This window comes from Dolichospermum planctonicum, assembly GCF_005402965.1.
In the GTDB taxonomy this organism is placed as follows: domain Bacteria; phylum Cyanobacteriota; class Cyanobacteriia; order Cyanobacteriales; family Nostocaceae; genus Dolichospermum; species Dolichospermum planctonicum.
This window is the reverse complement of the sequence record NZ_BJCF01000058.1, coordinates 1-23,226: the sequence shown is the minus strand read 5'-3', so window position 1 is coordinate 23,226 and position 23,226 is coordinate 1. Positions and strand designations below refer to the sequence as shown.

Below are 23,226 nucleotides of genomic sequence, written 5' to 3'. Positions count from 1 at the left end.
AAAACCAAAGTATCGGTATTGATTTAGGAATAAAAACTTTTGCTGTAATGAGTAATGGAGAAAAAGCCCAAAGTCCTGATTACTCAAAATTAGACAGGAAGATTCGTAAACTCCAGAAAAAACTAGCCCGGCAACCCAAAGACTCAAAACGCAGTCATAAAACTCGAATTAAAATTGCCAAACTGCACAATCAAATTACTGATACTCGCCAAGACTTTCTTCACAAACTATCCACCAAGATTATTAGCGAAAACCAAGTTATTGTTTTGGAAGATTTGAATGTGTCGGGTATGGTTAAAAATCGTAAACTTGCCAGGTCGATTAGTCTACAAGGGTGGAGGCAATTTAGAACTTTATGCGAAGGTAAAGCAGAAAAGTTTAATAGAGATTTCCGTGTTATTAGTAGATGGGAAGCAACAAGCCAAATTTGCTCTGAATGTGGCTACAAATGGGGGAAACTTGATTTAAAAATTCGGTCGGTTAAGTGCCTAAATTGTGGGACTGAACACGACCGAGATGAAAACGCCGCAAAAAATATAAATAAAGTCGGGATAGGGCATTGCCACGACTCTAAACGGGCGCAGAGACAGAGTAAGACTACCTCGGTAGCATCAGTCGGTGAAGCGTCAAGAATCACCTCGCCTTCAGGCAGGTGAGTATGTCAACAACGAATGTATCGCTGGGGATATTATTTAGGAACGGGTGCGCTTTCCATAACAGAATTAAAAGTAGCATTTAACGCCTTAGCATCTCAAGCACAATATCAGGGTGATGCCCAGGCTAGACGCATTTATGAAAGTCTTAGTAAAAGATTACGTGGTTTAGATAGGTCCCTGGAAGGGGAACTTTTTTATCCGACTCGTCAACATCTCAACCGGGCTATTATTTATACTGACCCGGAAGAAATGGCGACTCAGGGAGAAAACCGCGATACATTATTTCATCAATTACCATTATTAGAACAAGCTATTATTCAGGGACAAGCTATTGAAATTTCTCGTACTAAAGATTTATATGGTTCTGGTCATATTGGGCGGTTTCAGGTATTTCCTTTACAGTTAATATATCATGATATTGCTTGGTATTTATTACATGAAATTTGCGAAGATGGACATCTAGTTATGGGGCGTATTAACCGTTTTAATAGTCATTGTTATCCTGTCAGCAAAATACCACCACGGGGTTTAGAAAAACAAAGAGCAAGTTTAGTTACAGCATATAAACTACTAGAAAATGGCTGGGGTTTAAATTTAGGCGACCCAGAACCTCAAAAAGCTGAATTAGCAGGAACCCTCGAATTTATTGAGGTAAAAGTACGTTTTTATCCTCCCATATCAAATTTTATTTTAGAAGGAGAACGTCGTCATCCTCGCCAAAAAATTACCACTGGATGTATTGAAAATGGGCAATATTCTTATATAGAATATGCTGTAGATCTACCAGGTCGGTCTTTAAATGAATTTAGTCGCTGGGTTTATCGTTATATGGATAAAGCCCAAGTATTATCCCCTCCTAAATTAGTGACAGAACACCACAAATATGCACAGGCTTTACTTGACCGCTATAGGAATCTGGTTTGATTCTGTGAATTTACTTGTGTGGTCAGGGAACAGGGAACAGGGAACAGGGAACAGGGAATAGGGAATAGGGAATAGGGAATAGGGAAGAGGTTTTGGGCAATTTTACTTTTCGTTACTTATGTCGGTTTTTTTCCGTTTATCTACTTACAGCAAGTAGCTTTGAGTGAGGTACACTTTGTGCAGGCAAGATGCCCGCACCACAAGAGTTTTATTATTAATATCTGTACTTCATAAACGGATAACTGCTGTATTTAAAACCTAGATAAAAATAGACTTTACTTTTCACTTGAGAAAAACACTGGTAAAATAAACGCGGCAATAATTCCTAACAAAACAATCACCTCAATTATTTTCAATAATAAACCACCGCCCATAAACTGATTAATTTCTTCCTGAATATGATCAGAAAAATTACCCAACCAACCACGGAAACGACCATACCAATTCCCTGGACTATCTTCTGGGCGGAATTTCCATGATATTATTGACAGTAATAATGGCACACCACCAACTTTAGCTGACATCAAAACATGAATTGCTAAACAACAAATCATGATTAACCAAGCTATTAAATGAAGAGAATACCAAATATGATCAAATTCTCCTGTAGGTAGCCATTCTTCTTGCATCATTCTACCAGAGACTACTGCTAAAACCGCGGCAATTAACATTTTAGTATTTGCTAAACGTTGCAAACTTACCCACCAAATTGGTCTACCAATTTGAGTGAGATTTTGCATAGAGTCTGGTTGTAATAAGCGTCTTTTACCGGCATGAAAACTATAAAGGGCGAAAAATGGTAGTAAAATCAAGAAAAATAGTGCTAATGTGCCGTGAATATCCTGAATAGGATTAATTTTAGGAATGGGGATAGATCCAAATCTTTTGTCAAAAGTGTTGTAAATTAGAAACCCGCTGATAATTGCACCAATTACTAAGGTTCCGCTGATACCATGCAGGATTCGTAATATTAAGGGTTGATAGGGTGTTGAACGGTTCATAAGCTGATATGGTAGGTTGTGAAGATGGGTAATTTTGCTGTAGATATGAGAAGGCAAAATTTATATTATCACTTCTCAAGGCTCAAATACAATGAATATCAAAAGTCCTCTCCGTTATCCTGGTGGTAAATCAAAAGCAATCAAGCAAATATCTGAATATTTACCACAAAAGTTTTCTGAGTTGCGAGAACCTTTTGTTGGTGGTGGTTCTGTATTTATTTATCTTAAACAAAAATATCCTGATTTAAAGATTGAAATTAATGATTTAAACCCGGAATTATGGCGATTTTGGCATTTGGCACAATCTGATTTATCGAAATTAGTTGCTGAAGTTCGTCATGTTAAAGAAAATTACCAAGACGGAAAATTACTCTTTGCTAAATTAGCCCGTGTAGATGTTAACACATTATCAGATTTAGAAAGGGCAACGCGCTTTTTTGTTCTGAATAGAATTACATTTTCAGGAACTATAGAATCAGGAGGATTTTCTTTAGAATCTTTTCACAAAAGATTTACCAATTCATCAATAGATAGACTGGAAAAATTAGCCACTATCTTAACACCAGATATCAAAATTACAAATTTAGATTATAGCCATATTATTAATCTGCCAGGAGCAGAGGTATTCATATTTTTAGATCCTCCCTATTTCCAAGCGGAGAAATCTAAATTATATGGTAAAAAAGGAGATTTGCATACAGGATTTGATCATCAAAGATTTGCTTTAAACTTAAAACAATGTCCCCACAATTGGTTAATTACCTATGATGATTGTCCAGAAATAAGAGAAAATTTTAAATGGGCAAATATCATTGAATGGGAACTACAATATGGCATGAATAACTATAAACAAAAAAAAGCGGAAAAAGGCCAAGAACTATTCATTAGTAACTACTAAGTAGGTTGGCGTTAAAAATTGTCGTTATGACGAGGGAATAGGTGACAGGTGACAGGTGACAGGTGACAGGTGACAGGGAAGAGGGAATAGGTGACAGGTGACAGGTGACAGGTGACAGGGAAGAGGGGACAGGGAAGAGGGAAGAGGGGACAGGGAAGAGGGAAGAGGGGACAGGGAAGAGGGAAGAGGTTTTGGGCAACTTTACTTTTCGTTACTTATGTCGGTTTTTTTCTGTTCACATACTTACAGCAGTTCTCAGTATTATCAAGTACAGATATTAATGATAAAACTATTGTGGTGCGGGCATCTTGCCCGCATAATGTCTACCTCACTCAAAGCTACTTGCTGTAAATCGCTACTAAACAAACCTGGGTAGACTAACACAAAATTCAAGTTATTAAAGGTTTTAAAGGTTTTAAACTCATGCAGGTGGGTTTGACCTTTGTGGCTGGGACTTCTAGTGGCTAGGTGTGTAATAAATTAGACTCATCTTTGCGTTCTTTCTCCGCGCCTGTGCGTGAAACAAAAAACCATTTGTCGGTAAAATTATATTCAACATCATTAAAAACCTGAACCATGGATTTTACTATTTGGTCTAACTTACTCAAACAATTATTAGAAGGTCAATCATTATCCCGCAGCCAAGCAGCAGAATTAATGCAAGGGTGGATAAAGGAAGCTATTCCCCCAGAATTATCCGGGGCGATTTTAATGGCTTTAAATTTTAAAGGTGTTTGTGCTGAAGAATTAACAGGCATGGGAGAGGTTTTAAAATCTCTATCTTCGGTGGCTATCAATAAAAGCGACCAGAGCCAATTTCTGCCATTAATTGATACTTGTGGTACTGGTGGTGACGGCGCTTCTACATTTAATATTTCCACCGCTGTGGCTTTTGTGGTCGCTGCTGCTGGTGTACGGGTGGCTAAACATGGTAGTCGTTCTGCTTCTAGTCTCACGGGAAGCGCTGATGTTTTGGAAGCATTGGGAGTTAATTTGACTGCTACCAGTGAAAAAGTGCAAGCAGCAGTCGAAGAGGTGGGAATTACCTTTTTATTTGCACCGGGGTGGCACCCAGCACTGAAAGCAGTGGCCCCTTTACGGCGAAATCTCAAGGTAAGAACTGTATTTAATTTACTAGGTCCTTTAGTAAATCCACTAAATCCTACTGGTCAGGTGATTGGTGTGTTTGATCCGAAACTCATAGCTACTATGGCTGAAGCTTTGCATCTCCTGGGGACACAAACGGCTATTGTTTTACATGGTAGAGAAAAATTAGACGAGGCTGGTTTGGGTGATATTACTGATTTGGCGATCTTGAAGGATGGTCAAGTATCCTTAACTACTGTTAATCCCCAGGAGATAAATGTCAAAGCTGCTGACATTACCGCTGTTAAGGGTGGTAATGTACAAGAAAATGCTGTGATTCTTAAAGAAGTTTTGCAGGGAAAAGGGACACAACCACAACAAGATATAGTGGCGTTAAATGCTGCCTTAGCATTGCAAGTAGCCGGGGTTGTTCCCTGGTTAAATCATGATCAGGGGGTGACTCTAGCTAAGGAAATTTTACAAAGCGGTAGTCCCTGGACAAAGTTGGAACAGTTAATTCAATTCCTGGGGGATTAACTTCTGAGTGGGTTTGGGGACGAAATTCTACAACATGACGTTTGATGGTTATATCGTAATTACCGAAAAAGTCATGTCCTAAAAGTCCTGTTTCTAATTGCGTACCAGCGATCGCTACTGAAACTTTATTTACCCTCATACCCTCGACTTCCATGGAATCAAGGTAGCCAATGGGAAATTCCACAGCTTTAGCACTAGCGGTATTAGCTTTAGCTTTCCCAGTTGGTACTACACCTAAAGCCGCTGCTATCTTCTGAGTAATTACAGTCCCACTTGCACCTGTATCTACAATCATTTCAAATTGTTGTGTACCATTGAAAGTAACTTCAATAATTGGTGTACCACCCATGCGCCGCTTAATTGGGACAATAAATACCTCATTTTTGCGGGGGAGCATTGCTAATGGGGGAGAAGTAGGTAATAATAGGGGTTTTGAGCTTTCAATAGGAGTTTGTGGTTTGGGAACATCAATGATCACTGGTTGTGGCTGGGTAAGGGAGGATGTTAAATTTGTCGGTTTAGCTTGTTGACGAGCATAGGCAATTTCACGACGATATTTAACAATTTGACTTTGGGCAAAAGCGAAATTGCCACTATTACGCTTAATCTTTTGCATGAGAGCGATCGCATCTTGAAACAGACTTACCACCAAATTCCAATCATCCACAGATACAGCAGATTGGCTGATACTTTTAGCACCAGCAGCTTTATCGAGAGCCATTTCCAAAGTGCTTAATTGAGTCGGAGAAGATTCTAGTGGGTTTGATGTTTGACTGACCAACGGTTGTTTAAATTGACTAGGAGAATGAATTGCGGCCAAACTCCCAGTAGCCAAAGATGATTTAGATCCATCTGTGGTTGTTTTCTGCTGATCTTGATTACAAGCACCAGTTAGAAACGCTAAACTAACCGAACAAGAAATGAGGGCTAGACGAGACAAAGAGTATTTAAGCATAATGGATATTTTAACCGCCCTGGCTGCTCTTACCAAGTTTAACCCCGCCACCAAATTAAAAATGCTTGGCCGTTTAATCATTGCAAAATTAAAGTTTTGATTGGGATTTTCCGGTAATATGTATATCATGATTTTTTGCAAAAGATTGTATAGTAATTACGGGAAAGTTCTTGGTTGCCGATGAATATGGTATAGAAATATTCAAGGCTATCATTTATATACAAGTAGAGGTATTAACCATGTCTAGCGCGGTTTTAATTGATTTTGATCAAATTTATCAAGTTCGGGGCAATAAGGTTGCTTCTACTTCAAAATTTGATGAAATTGTTTCACATTTAAAAAAAGCATCTAGAGAGATCAAAACTGAGTGGAGCAATTTTTCTACTGAACAACGTGATTACTTAAGAGATTTTGCCTACTCTTGTATTGAACCAACCCAGAAAGCTACAGGGTTTTTGGAGATTCTCAAATCAAAAATTTATTTGCTCTTTTTGAATCTTACCTCCCAACGAGAATCTTTTGATGCTTGTGTTAATGCTATTGATTTCTTGGTTGATACAATTCTTGATTGTATTGAGCAAGATGATCCCGGTTATCAGGCTGTTTTATCTGATACTTTAGAGGAATTGCGTTTAAATTACGAACGGATTCCAGAAGTAAAGCCGGAGGATAGTAGTGTCTGGTTGCGAAATATATTCGATGAGGCCATTGCCGAAGTTTAAGCTTAGTCTTATTAGGCTTGTTAAAACTCACTACAAAAAAAATAAAAGAGCACTGACAATTATAGAAATGAATATTGTAGAGTCCCCACCTTCATAAACCATGAGAAAATATACCTTTACAGTCTTCTAAAAAAATAAGTTATAGAAGATATAAAACCCCTTTATCTCTCCAATTACCAATTACAAACGATCTATGCCTCTATCTGAAACAATTCCGGCGCTATTGGTCCTAGCAGACGGCTCCACTTATCGCGGTTGGTCCTTCGGTGCTACGGGGACCGCCATTGGAGAAATCGTATTTAACACTGGTATGACCGGATATCAAGAAGTGTTAACCGATCCTAGTTACTGTGGACAAATCGTTATTTTTACTTATCCAGAATTAGGTAATACTGGTATTAATAATGAAGACGAAGAGTCTAATAAACCTCATGTTCAGGGAGCGATCGCCCGGAATATTTGTCACAAACCGAGTAACTGGCGTTCCACCCAATCCCTACCCAAATACCTGCAAAAGCACCAAATACCGGGCATTTATGGTATAGATACCCGGGCGCTAACTCGCAAAATTCGGATGTTTGGAGCGATGAATGGTGGTATTTCCACAGCAATTCTGGATGAAACAGAATTGTTAGAAATGGTACAAGCTGCTCCCAACATGACAGGATTAAACTTAGTCAAAAAAGTAACTACAAAATCCGTTTATGAATGGCAAGAAACCACAACAGCCCCTTGGGAATTTAACCCCGAAGCGGTAGCTAAAATTAGGGAAACCTTCACCGTTGTTGCTTTAGACTTTGGAATCAAGCGGAATATCTTACGTCGTTTAGCCAGTTATGGATGTCGCGTCATAGTTGTTCCTGCCGATACACAACCAGAAGAAATTCTCAAATACAATCCAGATGGTATTTTCCTCTCCAACGGACCAGGAGACCCTGCCGCCGTCACAGAAGGTATCAACACCACCAGAGCCTTACTAGACAGCCAAAAACCCATGTTTGGCATTTGTATGGGACACCAAATTTTAGGTCACGCGCTCGGAGCAGAAACCTTTAAACTAAAATTTGGACATCGGGGTTTAAATCAACCTGCGGGACTACAACAGCGAGTAGAAATTACCAGCCAAAATCACAGTTTTGCCCTTGCCCCAGACTCCCTACCAACTACAACGGTTGAAGTCAGCCATTTGAACCTCAATGATTTAACCGTAGCAGGAGTGCGACACAAGACCCTACCTGTGTTTTCTGTTCAGTATCATCCAGAGGCCAGTCCAGGACCCCATGATGCTGATTACCTGTTTGAACAGTTTGTGCTAGAAATGCAAGCAGCACGTCAATAAATTTTGGATTTTGGATTGGCGATTTTAGATTGAACTCGCGGGTAAAACCACTCTCAAATCTCAAATCGGAAATTCTTAGTCATAGACAAATTGCCCACAAACCATCTATACTAGAACGTTTACTTTTAGTAAAAAGAACGAGGAGGAAATTATAGCTGAACCACTAAATCTAACCGTGAGCCTCAGAGGTACACGCGAAGTCCGGGATAACTGTCAGCTATTCCGCCTCACAGGCTTGTTAGACGCTTTCTCTGAGCCAACATTTCGTAAGACACTCAGCAGTAAAATTGAAGAAGGTCCAAAACACATCATTTTGGATCTTTCACAAATAGACTTTGTAGATAGTTCTGGATTAGGTGCGCTGGTACAACTGGCCAAGCTGGCTAAACCTGAACCTGAAAGTAAAGGCACTTTACAAATTGTCACTAATGCTCGTGTCACCCAAACGGTTAAGCTTGTTCGTTTAGAAAAGTTTCTCTGTCTACGAGAGTCAGTTGGTGAAGCCATAAACAACATCCCATCTTGATTGCTTGAATGGAAAATCTGAATTAGGCTATCCTATGTCAAAGGATAGCTTAATTTTTATAGAGCTTTATAGAGCAAAAATCTATCTCTTAGTGTGGTGATGAAGTAAAAACACTTAATTTAATGTACTATATTAAAAATTGAATATAACTCAATGCAGTTGATTTAAAAAAATTGTCGGTTGGGTAGAAGGGACTGAAACCCAACATTGGCAGGAATTGATCAGATTTTGTTCCTCAAACCAATCTCAATAAACCTGGAATTTCCGACTTAAAGGAAACATACTATTCTATAATAGAAACTCTGAAATTTTGATAGCAACACGATCCTAGTCGAAAATACTGGGTGTGAATAAACGTAAATCATCTGGCTTACGTGACGCTACACTATCGGAAAGCCCACCAAATTAGTTGATAGGTCTAAAGAAACAATATCAGTAAATTTTGGTTATGGTTACTAATTTATAATATGCTCAGTATGCGAACATTGCTTTTGTAATCAAAGTAATGTTGGCAAAAATTATCTCCCGATGTAGTGCTTTTTTAAGGAATGATTAATCTGTGAAGTCGAAGGAGGAAACAGCCCAACATGAAGAAGATGAAACTACTGCGCAGGATTCATCAGACATTAACCCATGGTTGGTAAATGCGACGCAACTGCCCCAGCAAATATCCCCAGATCAAATAAAACAGATATCTCCTTCCGCTTTAGCTTATTTGGGGGACGCAATTTATGAATTATATGTTAGAATGTTTTTTCTGTGGCCACAACAACGACTGGAAAACTACCATCGTTCCGTAGTGGATCAGGTAAGAGCAGAAACACAAGCGATACATTTGCGAATGTTAACTCCTTACTTGAGGAGTAACGAATTAGAAATTGTTCGCAGAGGTCGTAACTCTGCCCATTGTCGTCATAAACGACTCAATCCCGAAATTTATCAACAGGCAACTAGTCTAGAAACCTTAGTTGGCTATTTATATCTTACTGATTACCCCCGTTTAACTGAACTATTACAAAAACTCCCTCTGGAAAAATAGTCAGAAGCTACATCTGGTAATTGTTACTGATTTGTAATGGTTCATTAAATTAATGTCATCGGGCTGTTCACTGATTTAAACCAAACCTCAATACTGAAATACTGCTATGACAAGTCAACCCAAAAAAAATAATTCTGCCAGCGAACCTAAGCGTGGGCAACCCGTAAAAATTAAGGGTAAGCGCGTTGTTCCTCACTCTGTGCGTAATCAAGGCAAAAGTGAAAGTAAACCTCGCACCTCTCGCTATGGTGCGGACAAATCCCCGGAAATTAGATTAAATAGAGAAGATAAGCCTTATGCTCCTAAACCTCGCACCTCTCGCTATGGTGCCGATAAATCCCCAGAAATTAGATTAAATAGAGAAGATAAGCCTTATGCTCCTAAACCTCGCACCTCTCGCTATGGTGCCGATAAATCCCCGGAAGTTAGATTAAATAGAGAAGATAAGCCTTATGCTCCTAAACCTCGCACCTCTCGCTATGGTGCCGATAAATCCCCGGAAGTTAGATTAAATAGAGAAGATAAGCCTTATGCTCCTAAACCTCGCACATCTCGCTATGGTGCGGACAAATCCCCGGAAATTAGATTAAATAGAGAAGATAAGCCTTATGCTCCTAAACCTCGCACATCTCGCTATGGTGCCGATAAATCCCCAGAAGTTAGATTAAATAGAGAAGATAAGCCTTATGCTCCTAAACCTCGCACCTCTCGCTATGGTTCTGAGCAGTCTTCAGAAATCACATTAGCTGAAGGTAAATCCTTCAATGCTAGATACCGTCCCTCTTACCCATCCTCTCAACCGTCTTCAGAAATTACACCCACAGAAGAAAGTGATCTCATTTACGGTCGTCATCCAGTTTTAACTGCTTTGGAAAATGAACGTAGCATTAACAAGCTGTGGATTACTACCCGTCTCCGCTATGATCCCAGATTTCATCATTTGATTTTGCAAGCCAAGGATAATGGCGCAGTTATTGACGAAGTTGAACCAATGCGGTTAGACCAAATTACTGGTCGCGCTAATCACCAAGGAATAGCCGCTCAAATTTCTCCTTATTCCTATACTGAATTAGAGGATCTGATTAGTAAGGCTAAATCTATTAATGATCCTGTAATTGTTGTTGCTGATGGTATCACTGATCCCCACAACTTAGGGGCAATTATTCGCACAGCTGAAGCTATTGGCGCTCACGGTTTGGTGATTCCCCAAAGAAGGGCGGCAGGAATTACTTCAACGGTGGTGAAAGTGGCAGCGGGAGCATTAGAAACCTTTCCTGTAGCTAGAGTTGTTAATCTTGGTCGGGCTTTAGAACAGTTAAAAGAACAAGGTTTTTGGATTTACGGGACTGCTGTTACAGGTAGCGAATCATTGCAAAGCGTTAAATTTAGTGGTCCTGTGGTTTTAGTCGTGGGTGGTGAAGGTGAAGGTCTGGGGATGTTGACACAACGTTCTTGTGATGTTTTGGTATCTATTCCCTTACAGGGTAAGACTCCTAGCCTCAATGCTTCCGTGGCAACTGGTATGGCACTTTACGAAATTTATCGTCAAAAATCGCAAAATACGCTGTACTTTGATAAACTACAAACAATTGCCTTGAAAAAAGAATAATCAAAGCGTTTGTAGTTAAACCAGTCGGGGTAAAATTGGACAAAGTTGACTTCGCGGATAAATATCCACGAAGTCGGCAACTATAAAGAAATGTAAAAGATAATAAATTTAACCTATTCTCACACACTCAGTCACACGTTTATCAATCAGCGGAAACCATGAAAACAATTTGGAATAACCTTCAAGAAGGGTTGATTAATACATTAAATGTCCTCGGACTTGCTTGGTGGGTAAAAATTATCACACATACCCCCAAATGTACATACTACTTCGGTCCATTTTTCAGTTCTGTGGAAGCAAATAAAGCCAGTATTGGCTATATAGAAGATTTGGAAATTGAAGGAGCGCAGGGGATTATAGTCAATGTAGAACGTTGTAAACCTAGTGTGTTAACAATTGCTGAAGATTTGGGGGAATGGATTGACCGTAAAGTAAAGCCTGTCTTTAGCGGTCAAATATAGTCTAACAAGTAATTGGGCTGTCACCGTTCCTAGGCTAATCCTAGGAACGAACTTTGTTGAATCTAGACTTTTATTCTATTACTTGTTCTAATCTTATTAACTATTAAATGTAAAGGACAACATCGGGACTAAAGCCCGCACTAGAAAAAAATATAATTTTGTGTCAGACTTACATAAGTCCTATTGACATTGATCAGAATAGATGCTTATGGCGATCTTGAACATAGGAATTGAGAAGTGAAAAGTTATACTTATCACTTCTCAGAGACTACTCCTTACACTTATGCTAATTAAAACAGATAATCAATAAGTGCAACCTCTAGCTAAAGATGCAGATTTGTTGGCAATGGCAATAAAATCGGTGTAAATTATTGCCATATATCAAATATTATTATTTACCTCCCAATATTTCTTCAAGTTCTGTTAGCTTCACAGGTCCAGAAAAATTCTGACTGGTAATAATAAAAGAAGGTGTTCCCCCTAGTCCTAATTTTTGTGCTAATAATAGGTCATTTTGGATAGGTTTAATAGCTAATTGGCGGTCATTATTAAATTTTGTGAGATTTAATTTCAGCCTTTTAGCAATATCTAAATATAAAGTCTCACCCAATTGTTTTTGATTTGTAAACAAGGCATCATGATATTCCCAAAACTTACCTTGTTGAAATGCTGCCCAAGCTGCTGTAGCTGCTGGTAATGCTTGTTCATGAATTTGATAAAGGGGAAAATATTTATAAACTAATGTAAATTTATTAGGATATTTTGCTAATAAATCCTTTAGCTTTTTATGTGCTTCTGCACAATAGGGACATTCAAAATCAGAGAATTCTATCAATACAGTTTTTGATTGAGTCGCACCAATTGTAGGAGAATCACCAATTATAGTTTTGGGATTTGTTTGCAAATTATTGATAAATTCTTGTCGTGATTGTTGTAGTTTCTGTTGCTGCTGCTGCTGATATGCTTCCACAGATTCAATAATTATTTCTGGATTTTTGCGAATAATTTCTAGAACTTGTTGTTCTAGCTGGGGGTCTATTTTAGGGTCTATTTTAGTATCAGCTTGAACGGGGAGTGACCAGCTGAAAATTAGGCAGATAAAGCTAAAAATTACTAAATTTCGGAAATGAGTAAAAATTTTGAACATTTGTCAAAGCTATAGAATTAGCAATGTAATTTTATCAACTGGCGGATAAAATAGCAATTATCCCGATTTTATTTTATAGAATCATGCCTTTTATCAAAATATATATTTAAAATATATTTTTAAATTAAAACTGGGGTGAATACAAATATAAATTATGAAAGGTAAAATTTTGGCTACATCTGTATTTTTACTCACATTCAACTTATCAGGTACAGTTGAAGCTGCAAATTATGAAGATATGAGACAGTTATTAGCAAATAAACAATGTCCAAAATGTCTTTTCAGCAATGCTGGTTTAGTCATGGCTGACTTAGCCGGAACAAATTTAAGCGGGGCTAATCTTGCTGGTGCGGATTTACGAGGGGCAAATTTAAGCGGTGCAAGTTTATTTGGTGTGAATTTAAGCGAAGCTAAACTTAGTGGTGCAAACTTAACTGGTGCTGATTTAAGAAACACCTTTTGAATGAATGCTAAATTAAAAGACACCAATATAACAGGGTTAATCAACAGTTAAATGCTGCTCACAATTTGAGTCAAGAAGCGGTCAGATTGACCGTGTTAGCCTGTGGACTAGATAGTACCGATATTTCTAGGATGAAGCAGGAAAAAAAGCTGGTAATTGTTAGCTTATGTTAGCTTTTTTGTATCAGAGTTTAGGTTCGGTCTTATTATAATACTCACAACTCAACGATAATCGTAAACAAGGAAAAAAAATAGATGGCAGACAATTTTAAGAGTAAAGCGATCACACAAGGGGTACAGCGATCGCCCAATCGGGCTATGTTGAGGGCTGTAGGTTTTCAAGATGGAGATTTTGACAAAGCCATTGTCGGTATTGCCAATGGATACAGTACGATTACCCCTTGTAACATGGGGATTAACCAATTAGCACAGAGAGCAGAAACCGCTGTAAAAACCGCCGGGGCAATGCCGCAAATTTTCGGGACAATTACCATTAGTGATGGTATTTCTATGGGAACAGAAGGGATGAAATACTCCCTAGTATCACGGGAAGTAATTGCTGACTCCATTGAAACAGCCTGTACAGGGCAAAGTATGGACGGTGTATTAGCCATTGGTGGTTGTGATAAAAATATGCCAGGGGCAATGTTAGCCATGGCCAGAATGAATATTCCTGCCATCTTTGTTTACGGTGGCACAATCAAACCCGGACATTATGACGGTAAAGACTTAACCGTAGTTAGTTCCTTTGAAGCCGTTGGCCAGTACAGCGCGGGAAAAATTGACGAAAATGAACTGTTAGCGGTTGAACGTAGTGCTTGTCCCGGTGCAGGGTCATGTGGAGGGATGTTTACAGCCAATACCATGTCTTCAGCATTTGAAGCAATGGGCATGAGTTTACCCTATTCCTCTACCATGGCAGCCGAAGACCCAGAAAAAGCGGACAGTACGGAAAAATCGGCCATTGTCCTGGTTGAAGCTATTCGCAAACAAATATTACCTCGGACAATCATCACCCGTAAATCTATTGAAAACGCCATTTCTGTAATTATGGCGGTAGGTGGTTCTACTAATGCAGTTTTACATTTTCTGGCCATTGCCCGCGCTGCTGGTGTAGAATTAACAATAGACGACTTTGAAACCATTCGCGGCCGTGTTCCCGTTTTGTGTGATTTAAAACCTAGCGGTAGATATGTAGCTACAGATTTACACAAAGCCGGCGGTATTCCCCAAGTCATGAAAATGCTTTTAGTCCATGACTTACTCCATGGTGACTGTATGACAATTTCCGGGCAAACTGTGGACGAAGTTTTAGCAGATATCCCCGCAGAACCACGGACTGACCAAGATGTAATTCGTCCCTGGAATAATCCGATGTATGCTCAAGGACATTTAGCTATTCTCAAGGGCAACTTGGCCACGGAAGGAGCAGTAGCCAAAATTACCGGAGTCAAAAAGCCTGTAATTACCGGACCGGCAAGAGTATTTGAGTCGGAAGAGTCTTGTTTAGATGCGATTTTAGCGGGGAAAATCAAAGCAGGGGATGTGATTATTATCCGTTACGAAGGACCAAAAGGCGGACCTGGTATGAGAGAAATGCTGGCCCCCACCTCTGCTATTATCGGTGCTGGGTTAGGTGACTCTGTAGGATTAATTACCGACGGACGTTTTTCCGGTGGTACTTACGGTATGGTGGTCGGTCATGTTGCCCCAGAAGCAGCCGTAGGTGGTAATATAGCCTTAGTAGCAGAAGGTGATAGCATTACTATTGATGCTCATGCCCGGTTGTTGCAACTCAATGTATCAGATCAAGAATTAGCTACTCGTCGTGCAAATTGGCAACCACTTCCACCCCGATATACTAAAGGGGTACTAGGGAAATATGCCAAGCTAGTATCTTCTAGTAGTGTGGGTGCTGTGACAGATTTGAATTTATTTACTAATTAGTAATAACTAATTATATCACATCCCGGACTTTTTCAATAAGTCCGGGATTTGTATTTCATATGTATTTCATATTCAGATATTTTATATTTTTTATCTTGATTTGAGGACTAAGGTTTTGATAGGAATAAAAAACATCAATATACATGATTTATCTATTTGGGTGGAACAAGCAAAAACCCAAGCAGCACAAGGAAAAGTTATTGAACGCATTCCCCAATTAGCTATGGCTAACTCTCACTGGTTTGCTGTGAATATAACTTGTAAATCAGATGAAAGTTACAGTTTAGGAAATACAGATTGTATATTTCCATTTATGAGTGCAATTAAACCGTTTTCTCTACTATATTTATTGGAACAATTCACTGCAAAACAGGTTTTACAATGGGTTGGTATTCAACCCTCAACCGCACCTTTCAATTCTTTAGCGCAATTAATAGCAGATAATGGACATCCTCGTAATTCAATGATTAATAGTGGCGCTATTACTCTTGCTGATAAGTTTCCAGGAAAAGATAGCAATGAATCTACACAACTGTTCTGTACATGGTTAAATAAGTTAGCAGGTACTAGTCTATATATAGATTTAGATATTCTTGCTTCGGTTCGTGCTAATCGTTCTCCTATAAATATAGATATTACTAATTATCTCTATGAAGCCGGAAATGTAAATAATATTAAATTTGCTCTTGATGTTTATGAACAAATATGCTGTATATCTGGACGAGTAGAAGATTTAGCGAAATTAGGAAAAATACTAGCTTGTGAAAATGATTTTATCAATAATCAAAACCGTCAAGTTGTGAATGCAGTCATGTTAACTTGTGGTTTGTATGAAGTTTCCGCAGAATATAGTATCAAAATTGGTTTACCTATGAAGTCGGGTATTAGTGGTGGACTTATAACTATAGTACCAAATCAGGGAGCGATAGCCAGCTACAGTCCTGCTTTAGATCATGCTGGTAATTCTGTAGCTGGTTTAGCACTAATGGAAATTTTATCTCAAAATTTACAATTGAGTATTTTTTATTGATTACTCTTCAAGTTGAGATTTGATATTTCCCATTGTTTGAGGAACTGAATCTGTATCTAGTTGATTTGGATTTGATTCTAGTGGTTCTGTTACTTTTGACTGTTGTTCTGTTTTTGGTGCTGGTGTTTCTGTAACGTCAGCAGGTGTAACTTTGGGAATTAATTGTTGTTCTGTTTTTGGTGCTGGTGTTTCTGTAATGTCAGCAGGTGTAACTTCGGGAATTAATTGTTGTTCTGTTTTTGGTGCTGGTGTTTCTGTAATGTCAGCAGGTGTAACTTCGGGAATTAATTGTTGTTCTGTTTTTGGTGCTGGTGTTTCTGTAATGTCAGCAGGTTTAACAGCGGGAATTAATTGTTTTTCTGTTTTTGGTGCTGGTGTTTCTGTAATGTTATCAGGTGTAACTTCGGGAATTGATTGTTGTTCTGTTTTTGGTGCTGGTGTTTCTGTAGAATTAGGTTCAGCAATCGGAATTTTAACTGTATAATTCTGGTCTACAATGCCACGTACTTCATCTGCTGTCAATTCTCCTCTGACAATTTTTGAAAGAGTATCTTGACCATTGGGTTGATAGTTAATTAATCTGATAGTGGTGTTAAAGGCATTTTTTACAGGTTGTCCTTGATTATTGAGAAATTCTAGTTCTACCCAAGTTTGGCCAGGTTTAAAGCCTTTAAGATAAATTGGTTGCCAACGATCAAGAATGAAACTTTCACCATTGATTGTGCTACGAATACGCCAGTTGCTCATTATATCATCAGGATTAGTTTCTGCGACACTGTGCAACGGTGCATTAGTTAAGTAGAAATCCAACATAATTGGTTCTGCACCATAATTACCATTAGGACGACTGTAGGTAAGTAAAGGTAATTTAGCATCAGGATTATTTTCCTCGGTTTTCGTAAAAATATGAAATGTAGTTTGAGCATACGCACCTTCATTTTTAAAACTTTCATGCCACGGACGAGAAGCAAAAACGCGGAGAGTATGGGTACCCGGAGATAAATTTGGTAATACTACCGATTGATTTAGGTCGTAAACAGCTATATAAGGTTTGTTATCTAAAATTAGGTGCAAATGGGGTCCAAGTTGCCATTGAGGGTCTTTAAATATTGGTAAGTCGTTAACGTGCAAACGCACGTTAACAGTATCTTCCTGAAGAACTTCATCTATTTTGGGACTGAGAATACTAACTTGGGGTTGATAACCTTCTAGACTAGGACGCAATGCTTGAATAACATCTGGTGGTGCAGTTTCCGAAAACGTCCCCGAAATTTCTGAAGCTGGTGGTGCTTTAACCTGGGGCTGAATAGATTGTTCTTTGCTGCTTACTGCTTCAACGCAACCGCTTAAACTCACGACTAGAAATAACGCGAAAACCCATTTAATAATTGGGAGTCTCTTTGACAAAATTCGCTGAAAAGATTTTCTCCACCTAGTGTTCATGTTTTGATCCTGTAATAGTTTTTAACAATTAACGCAATCATTGTGACGCAAATTATGACTCATGGACTATGGAGTAAAAGCATAAATCTATGGCCAGAGTTATAAATTTACTGACTTTTTTCTGATTACAATGGTAAACAAGTAATTTTTTTGACTGAATTTCTGGACAAGAATTTGCTTTTAGACGGACAAATTTGGTCAAAAGTCCTTGAATAGCAAGTTTTTAAGCTGCTTTAAGTATAAATCATTTAATTTACAAATTGTTGTTATTTGTAAATTAAATGAAGAGTCTATTGACATTTGGACAATATATGAATTTGTAAAGTAGATGAGACCAGAAATTTGGCTATTTTTAATTATTGTTAACAGGTGTATAACAATGAGCAAGTTCAGACTCTATAATTCAACAGAAACAACTTTTCTTTTCCACACGACAACCGCATCGCTAAACCAGAGCAATCTGAAAAGAGCGACTGTGTTATTCTAGGTGGTATTCATGATTCCCCATTCCTTATAGAGAGGAGGTCGAATGACGATTAGTCCTCCGGAGCGAGAGGAAAAAAAAGCAAGAGTGATCGTTGACAATGACCCGGTTCCTACCTCATTTGAAAAATGGGCAAAGCCAGGGCATTTCGAGAGATCCTTAAGCAGAGGACCAAAAACCACAACCTGGATTTGGGACCTCCACGCCCTCGCCCATGATTTTGATACACATACAAGCGATTTAGAAGACATCTCCCGCAAGATATTCGCCGCTCACTTCGGCCATTTGGCTGTAGTAGCAATCTGGTTGAGCGGAATGTTGTTCCATGGCGCTAAGTTCTCTAACTACGAAGCTTGGCTGGCTGATCCATTAGGAGTCAAGCCCAGCGCTCAGACAGTTTGGTCTATTGTTGGACAAGACATTTTAAACGGTGATATGGGCGGCGGTTTCCGCGGCATTCAAACCACCTCCGGCTTGTTCCAAGTATGGCGTGGCTGGGGTATCACTAGCTCCTTCCAGCTATATGTAACTGCAATTGGCGGCTTGGTATTAGCAGGCTTGTTCTTATTTGCTGGCTGGTTCCACTACCACAAACGCGCTCCTAAACTGGAATGGTTCCAGAATGTGGAGTCAATGCTGAATCATCACTTATCAGTGTTGCTAGGCTGCGGTTCTTTGGGATGGGCTGGTCACTTAATCCATGTATCTGCACCAATCAACAAACTGTTAGATGCAGGTGTAGCAGCTAAGGACATCCCTCTGCCTCATGAATTGCTGTTTAATACAGCAAAAATGGCAGAACTTTACCCTGGTTTCGCTAGTGGTTTAACTCCTTTCTTCACTTTAAATTGGGGAGTTTATGCTGATATCCTCACATTTAAGGGTGGTTTAAACCCAGTTACAGGCGGCTTGTGGATGACTGATATTTCTCATCACCACCTAGCGATCGCTGTACTGTTCATCGTTGCTGGTCATATGTACCGTACCAACTGGGGTATCGGTCATAGCATCAAAGATATTCTAGAAGCTCATAAAGGTCCTTTCACTGGCGAAGGTCACAAAGGTCTTTACGAAAACCTCACCACTTCTTGGCACGCTCAGTTGGCTACTAACCTAGCTTTCTTGGGTTCATTGACAATCATCATCGCGCATCATATGTACGCGATGCCTCCCTATCCTTACTTGGCGACGGACTACGCAACACAATTGTGTATCTTCACTCACCATATTTGGATTGGTGGTTTCTTGATTGTTGGTGGTGCGGCTCACGCGGCCATCTTCATGGTGCGGGATTACGATCCTGTTGTTAACCAAAACAACGTTTTAGATCGCGTGATTCGTCACCGTGACGCTATCATTTCTCACCTTAACTGGGTTTGTATTTTCTTAGGCTTCCACAGCTTTGGTTTGTACATTCACAATGACACCATGCGTGCTTTGGGTCGTCCCCAAGATATGTTCTCCGACAGCGCAATTCAATTACAGCCAGTATTTGCTCAGTGGGTGCAAAACTTGCACACATTAGCTCCTGGTAACACAGCACCTAACGCTCTCCAAGTAGTTAGTCATGCTTTTGGTGGTGGAATTGTGGCTATCGGCGATAAGATCGCTATGATGCCCATTACTTTGGGTACAGCGGACTTCATGGTTCACCACATCCACGCATTCACCATTCACGTTACTGTTCTCATCTTGCTCAAAGGTGTATTGTACGCCCGCAGTTCTCGTCTGATTCCAGACAAGGCGAACTTAGGCTTCCGATTCCCTTGCGATGGTCCAGGTCGTGGCGGTACTTGCCAAGTTTCCGGTTGGGATCATATCTTCCTGGGACTGTTCTGGATGTATAACTCCCTATCAATTGTAATTTTCCACTTTAGCTGGAAGATGCAATCTGATGTCTGGGGAACAGTAGACCCAGATGGCACAGTAAATCACATTACTGGTGGCAACTTTGCAGAAAGCGCTATCACCATCAACGGTTGGTTACGTGACTTCTTGTGGGCGCAAGCTACACAAGTAATTAACTCCTACGGAACAGAATTGTCCGCTTACGGACTAATGTTCTTAGGCGCTCACTTTGTTTGGGCGTTCAGCTTAATGTTCTTGTTTAGCGGTCGTGGCTACTGGCAAGAACTAATTGAGTCCATCGTTTGGGCGCACAATAAACTGAAAGTAGCCCCAACAATTCAGCCTCGCGCACTGAGCATCACTCAAGGTCGGGCTGTAGGTGTGGCTCACTACCTATTAGGAGGAATCGCCACCACTTGGGCATTCTTCCACGCACACATCCTTTCAGTAGGATAAAAATCAGTGGAATTTTGGGTTTTGGATTCTAAGATTTTAGATTCAATCCAAAATCCAAAATCTAGAATCTAAAATTTTGCTGACACTTGATGGCTAAAGGTCAGAGGACAGATCACACCTATGGCAACAAAATTTCCAAAATTTAGCCAGGATCTCGCACAGGACCCGACTACGCGTCGGATTTGGTATGCGATCGCTACAGGCAATGACTTTGAAAGCCACGATGGCATGACGGAAGAGAATCTTTACCAAAAGATTTTCGCTACGCACTTCGGTCACTTGGCAATCATCTTCCTGTGGGCATCCAGCCTCCTGTTCCACGTGGCCTGGCAAGGTAACTTTGAACAGTGGATTAAAGATCCCCTGCACGTCCGTCCCATTGCCCATGCAATTTGGGACCCTCACTTCGGTGAAGCAGCAATTGAAGCTTTCACCCAAGCGGGTGCAAGCAATCCCGTAAACATTGCTTACTCCGGTGTTTACCACTGGTGGTACACCATCGGGATGCGGACAAACGCCGAACTATACACTGGTTCCGTTGGTTTGCTCCTGTTGGCGGCATTGTTCCTATTTGCTGGTTGGTTACATTTACAACCCAAGTTCCGTCCTAGCCTCTCTTGGTTCAAGAGCGCTGAACCCCGTTTGAATCACCACCTCGCTGGTTTGTTCGGTGTTAGCTCCTTAGCTTGGACTGGTCACTTGGTTCACGTTGCTATTCCTGAATCCCGTGGTATTCACGTGGGTTGGGATAACTTCCTGAGTGTAGCTCCCCATCCAGCAGGTTTAACTCCTTTCTTCACAGGTAACTGGAGCGTTTACGCTCAAAACCCTGACACCGCTGGCCATTTATTTGGTACTTCCACCGGTGCTGGGACTGCGATTCTCACCTTCTTGGGCGGTTTCCACCCCCAAACAGAATCCTTGTGGTTGACTGACATGGCTCACCACCACTTGGCGATCGCAGTTTTGTTCATCATTGCTGGTCATATGTACCGGACTAACTTCGGAATTGGTCACAGCATTAAAGAAATGCTTAACTCCAAATCCGGTTTATTACCTGGTACAAAGAGCGAAGGTCCTTTCAACCTCCCTCACCAAGGTCTTTACGACACCATCAACAACTCCCTGCACTTCCAGTTGTCATTAGCTTTGGCATCTTTGGGAACTATTTGTTCCTTGGTAGCGCAGCATATGTACGCTCTGCCTCCTTATGCGTTCATCGCTAAGGACTACACAACACAGGCAGCATTGTACACCCACCACCAGTACATTGCTGGTTTCTTGATGGTTGGTGCTTTTGCTCACGCAGCAATCTTCTGGGTTCGTGACTACGACCCCGAACAAAACAAAGGTAACGTTCTTGACCGGATGTTACAGCACAAAGAAGCGATCATCTCCCACCTTAGCTGGGTATCTCTCTTCTTAGGCTTCCATACCTTGGGCTTATACGTTCACAACGACGTAGTTGTGGCCTTCGGTACTCCTGAAAAACAAATCTTGATTGAGCCAGTATTTGCTCAATTCATCCAAGCTGCCCAAGGTAAAGCTCTGTATGGCTTGAATGTACTGTTGTCTAACCCCGACAGTATTGCTTACACCGCTTACCCCAATGCTGGTAACGTTTGGTTGTCTGGCTGGTTAGATGCCATCAACTCAGGCACAAATTCCTTGTTCCTGACCATTGGCCCTGGCGACTTCTTGGTTCACCACGCTTTCGCTTTGGCTATCCACACCACCACCTTGGTACTTGTTAAGGGTGCTTTGGATGCTCGTGGTTCTAAACTGATGCCCGATAAAAAGGACTTCGGTTATGCGTTCCCCTGCGATGGTCCAGGCCGTGGCGGTACTTGCGATATCTCCGCATGGGACTCTTTCTACCTGTCTATGTTCTGGATGTTAAACACCATTGGTTGGGTAACTTTCTACTGGCACTGGAAACATCTAGGGATTTGGCAAGGTAACGTTGCTCAGTTCAACGAAAACTCTACCTACCTCATGGGTTGGTTCCGTGATTACCTCTGGGCTAACTCTGCTCAGTTGATTAACGGTTACAACCCCTACGGCATGAATAACTTGTCTGTTTGGGCTTGGATGTTCCTTTTTGGACACCTCATCTGGGCTACTGGTTTCATGTTCCTCATCTCTTGGAGAGGTTACTGGCAAGAGTTAATTGAAACTTTGGTTTGGGCGCACGAGCGTACTCCTTTAGCTAACTTGGTTCGCTGGAAGGATAAGCCAGTTGCTCTGTCTATTGTTCAAGCTCGTGTGGTTGGTTTAGCTCACTTCACTGTTGGCTACATCGTTACCTATGCAGCGTTCCTCATTGCTTCTACTGCTGGTAAGTTCGGTTGATCTTGACTACTGGTTGTAGGTAAGTAACAAAAAAATTCCCTGCCGCAAGGTGGGGGATTTTTTTAATGGGCGGGCAGGATGCCCACCCCACAAGAGGATTTTTTTAATGGGCGGGCAGGATGCCCACCCCACAAGAGGATTTTTTTAATGGGCGGGCAAGATGCCCACCCCACAAGAGGATTTTTTTAATGGGCGGGCAGGATGCCCACCCCACAAGAGGATTTTTTTAATGGGCGGGCAGGATGCCCACCCCACAAGAGGATTTTTTTAATGGGCGGGCAAGATGCCCACCCCACAAGAGGAT

Annotated in this window: 18 protein-coding genes and 1 pseudogene; 15 read left to right on the top strand and 4 right to left on the bottom strand. The window is 40.5% G+C overall.

Annotated features, from left to right (window positions below; all coding sequences use genetic code 11):
- A partial coding sequence (locus FFO06_RS18470) for an RNA-guided endonuclease TnpB family protein (protein ID WP_137909342.1) occupies positions 1–656 on the top strand: 656 nt, incomplete at its 5' end.
- A 15-nt stretch (positions 657–671) separates the two neighbouring features.
- Positions 672–1,580: a helix-turn-helix transcriptional regulator gene (locus FFO06_RS18465; protein WP_137909341.1), complete on the top strand. Its 909-nt coding sequence runs from the start codon at positions 672–674 to the stop codon at positions 1,578–1,580.
- Positions 1,581–1,855: 275 nt separating this feature from the next.
- On the opposite strand, the gene FFO06_RS18460 is transcribed toward FFO06_RS18465, so the two are convergent.
- On the bottom strand, positions 1,856–2,581 hold the full coding sequence (locus FFO06_RS18460; RefSeq protein WP_137909340.1) for a cytochrome b/b6 domain-containing protein: 726 nt from the start codon (positions 2,579–2,581) through the stop codon (positions 1,856–1,858).
- A gap of 91 nt (positions 2,582–2,672) precedes the next feature.
- Here FFO06_RS18460 and FFO06_RS18455 point away from each other — a divergent pair, with 91 nt between their 5' ends.
- Entirely contained in the window at positions 2,673–3,479 is an 807-nt protein-coding gene (locus tag FFO06_RS18455; RefSeq protein WP_137909339.1) for a DNA adenine methylase, read from the top strand.
- 576 nt (positions 3,480–4,055) lie between these two features.
- Positions 4,056–5,102 carry an anthranilate phosphoribosyltransferase gene (gene trpD / locus FFO06_RS18450; protein ID WP_137909338.1) on the top strand — a complete coding sequence of 349 codons (1,047 nt, stop codon included), beginning with the start codon at positions 4,056–4,058 and terminating at the stop codon, positions 5,100–5,102.
- Here trpD and FFO06_RS18445 read toward each other — a convergent pair.
- Positions 5,032–6,057, bottom strand: a complete 1,026-nt coding sequence (locus tag FFO06_RS18445) for a retropepsin-like aspartic protease family protein (RefSeq protein WP_137909344.1) — start codon at positions 6,055–6,057, stop codon at positions 5,032–5,034. The two genes, trpD and FFO06_RS18445, sit on opposite strands and share 71 nt — an antisense overlap.
- 239 nt (positions 6,058–6,296) lie before the next feature.
- Between FFO06_RS18445 and FFO06_RS18440 the strand changes: the two genes are divergently transcribed.
- The 6 genes from FFO06_RS18440 to FFO06_RS18415 all read left to right on the top strand — a co-directional run bounded on the left by FFO06_RS18440 (position 6,297) and on the right by FFO06_RS18415 (position 11,753).
- The gene (locus tag FFO06_RS18440; RefSeq protein ID WP_137909337.1) at positions 6,297–6,779 is read left to right on the top strand and encodes a hypothetical protein; all 483 of its coding nucleotides are present in this window, start codon (positions 6,297–6,299) and stop codon (positions 6,777–6,779) included.
- 193 nt (positions 6,780–6,972) lie between these two features.
- Positions 6,973–8,118 (top strand): glutamine-hydrolyzing carbamoyl-phosphate synthase small subunit, encoded by a 1,146-nt coding sequence (carA, locus tag FFO06_RS18435; protein WP_137909336.1) that lies wholly within the window; start codon positions 6,973–6,975, stop codon positions 8,116–8,118.
- 175 nt (positions 8,119–8,293) lie between these two features.
- A complete protein-coding gene (locus FFO06_RS18430; RefSeq protein WP_236097182.1) occupies positions 8,294–8,644 on the top strand; it encodes an STAS domain-containing protein in 351 nt (116 codons plus the stop codon).
- A gap of 559 nt (positions 8,645–9,203) precedes the next feature.
- Entirely contained in the window at positions 9,204–9,683 is a 480-nt protein-coding gene (locus FFO06_RS18425; protein ID WP_028083670.1) for a Mini-ribonuclease 3, read from the top strand.
- A 580-nt stretch (positions 9,684–10,263) separates the two neighbouring features.
- Positions 10,264–11,292 carry a 23S rRNA (guanosine(2251)-2'-O)-methyltransferase RlmB gene (gene rlmB / locus FFO06_RS18420; RefSeq protein WP_236097183.1) on the top strand — a complete coding sequence of 343 codons (1,029 nt, stop codon included), beginning with the start codon at positions 10,264–10,266 and terminating at the stop codon, positions 11,290–11,292.
- Positions 11,293–11,450: 158 nt separating this feature from the next.
- Positions 11,451–11,753: a DUF1816 domain-containing protein gene (locus FFO06_RS18415; protein ID WP_137909334.1), complete on the top strand. Its 303-nt coding sequence runs from the start codon at positions 11,451–11,453 to the stop codon at positions 11,751–11,753.
- A 391-nt stretch (positions 11,754–12,144) separates the two neighbouring features.
- Here the strand turns inward: FFO06_RS18415 and FFO06_RS18410 are convergent, their stop codons facing one another.
- Positions 12,145–12,900: a DsbA family protein gene (locus FFO06_RS18410; RefSeq protein WP_137909333.1), complete on the bottom strand. Its 756-nt coding sequence runs from the start codon at positions 12,898–12,900 to the stop codon at positions 12,145–12,147.
- A gap of 154 nt (positions 12,901–13,054) precedes the next feature.
- Between FFO06_RS18410 and FFO06_RS18405 the strand changes: the two are divergent.
- From FFO06_RS18405 to FFO06_RS18390, 3 genes and pseudogenes are all read left to right on the top strand, one after another.
- Positions 13,055–13,360: pseudogene (locus FFO06_RS18405) on the top strand (pentapeptide repeat-containing protein); the annotation flags it as partial.
- Between the two features lie 257 nt (positions 13,361–13,617).
- Positions 13,618–15,309, top strand: a complete 1,692-nt coding sequence (ilvD, locus tag FFO06_RS18395) for a dihydroxy-acid dehydratase (protein WP_137909332.1) — start codon at positions 13,618–13,620, stop codon at positions 15,307–15,309.
- Positions 15,310–15,424: 115 nt separating this feature from the next.
- Positions 15,425–16,339, top strand: coding sequence for a glutaminase (locus FFO06_RS18390; protein WP_137909331.1), 915 nt, complete (start codon positions 15,425–15,427; stop codon positions 16,337–16,339).
- Here the strand turns inward: FFO06_RS18390 and FFO06_RS18385 are convergent, their stop codons facing one another.
- The gene (locus FFO06_RS18385) at positions 16,340–17,746 is read right to left on the bottom strand and encodes a hypothetical protein (protein ID WP_201275489.1); all 1,407 of its coding nucleotides are present in this window, start codon (positions 17,744–17,746) and stop codon (positions 16,340–16,342) included.
- A gap of 565 nt (positions 17,747–18,311) precedes the next feature.
- Here FFO06_RS18385 and psaA point away from each other — a divergent pair.
- Both psaA and psaB read left to right on the top strand, forming a co-directional pair.
- A complete protein-coding gene (gene psaA / locus FFO06_RS18380) occupies positions 18,312–20,570 on the top strand; it encodes a photosystem I core protein PsaA (protein ID WP_137909330.1) in 2,259 nt (752 codons plus the stop codon).
- A gap of 120 nt (positions 20,571–20,690) precedes the next feature.
- The gene (psaB, locus tag FFO06_RS18375; RefSeq protein WP_137909329.1) at positions 20,691–22,922 is read left to right on the top strand and encodes a photosystem I core protein PsaB; all 2,232 of its coding nucleotides are present in this window, start codon (positions 20,691–20,693) and stop codon (positions 22,920–22,922) included.
- Positions 22,923–23,226 lie beyond the last annotated feature (304 nt).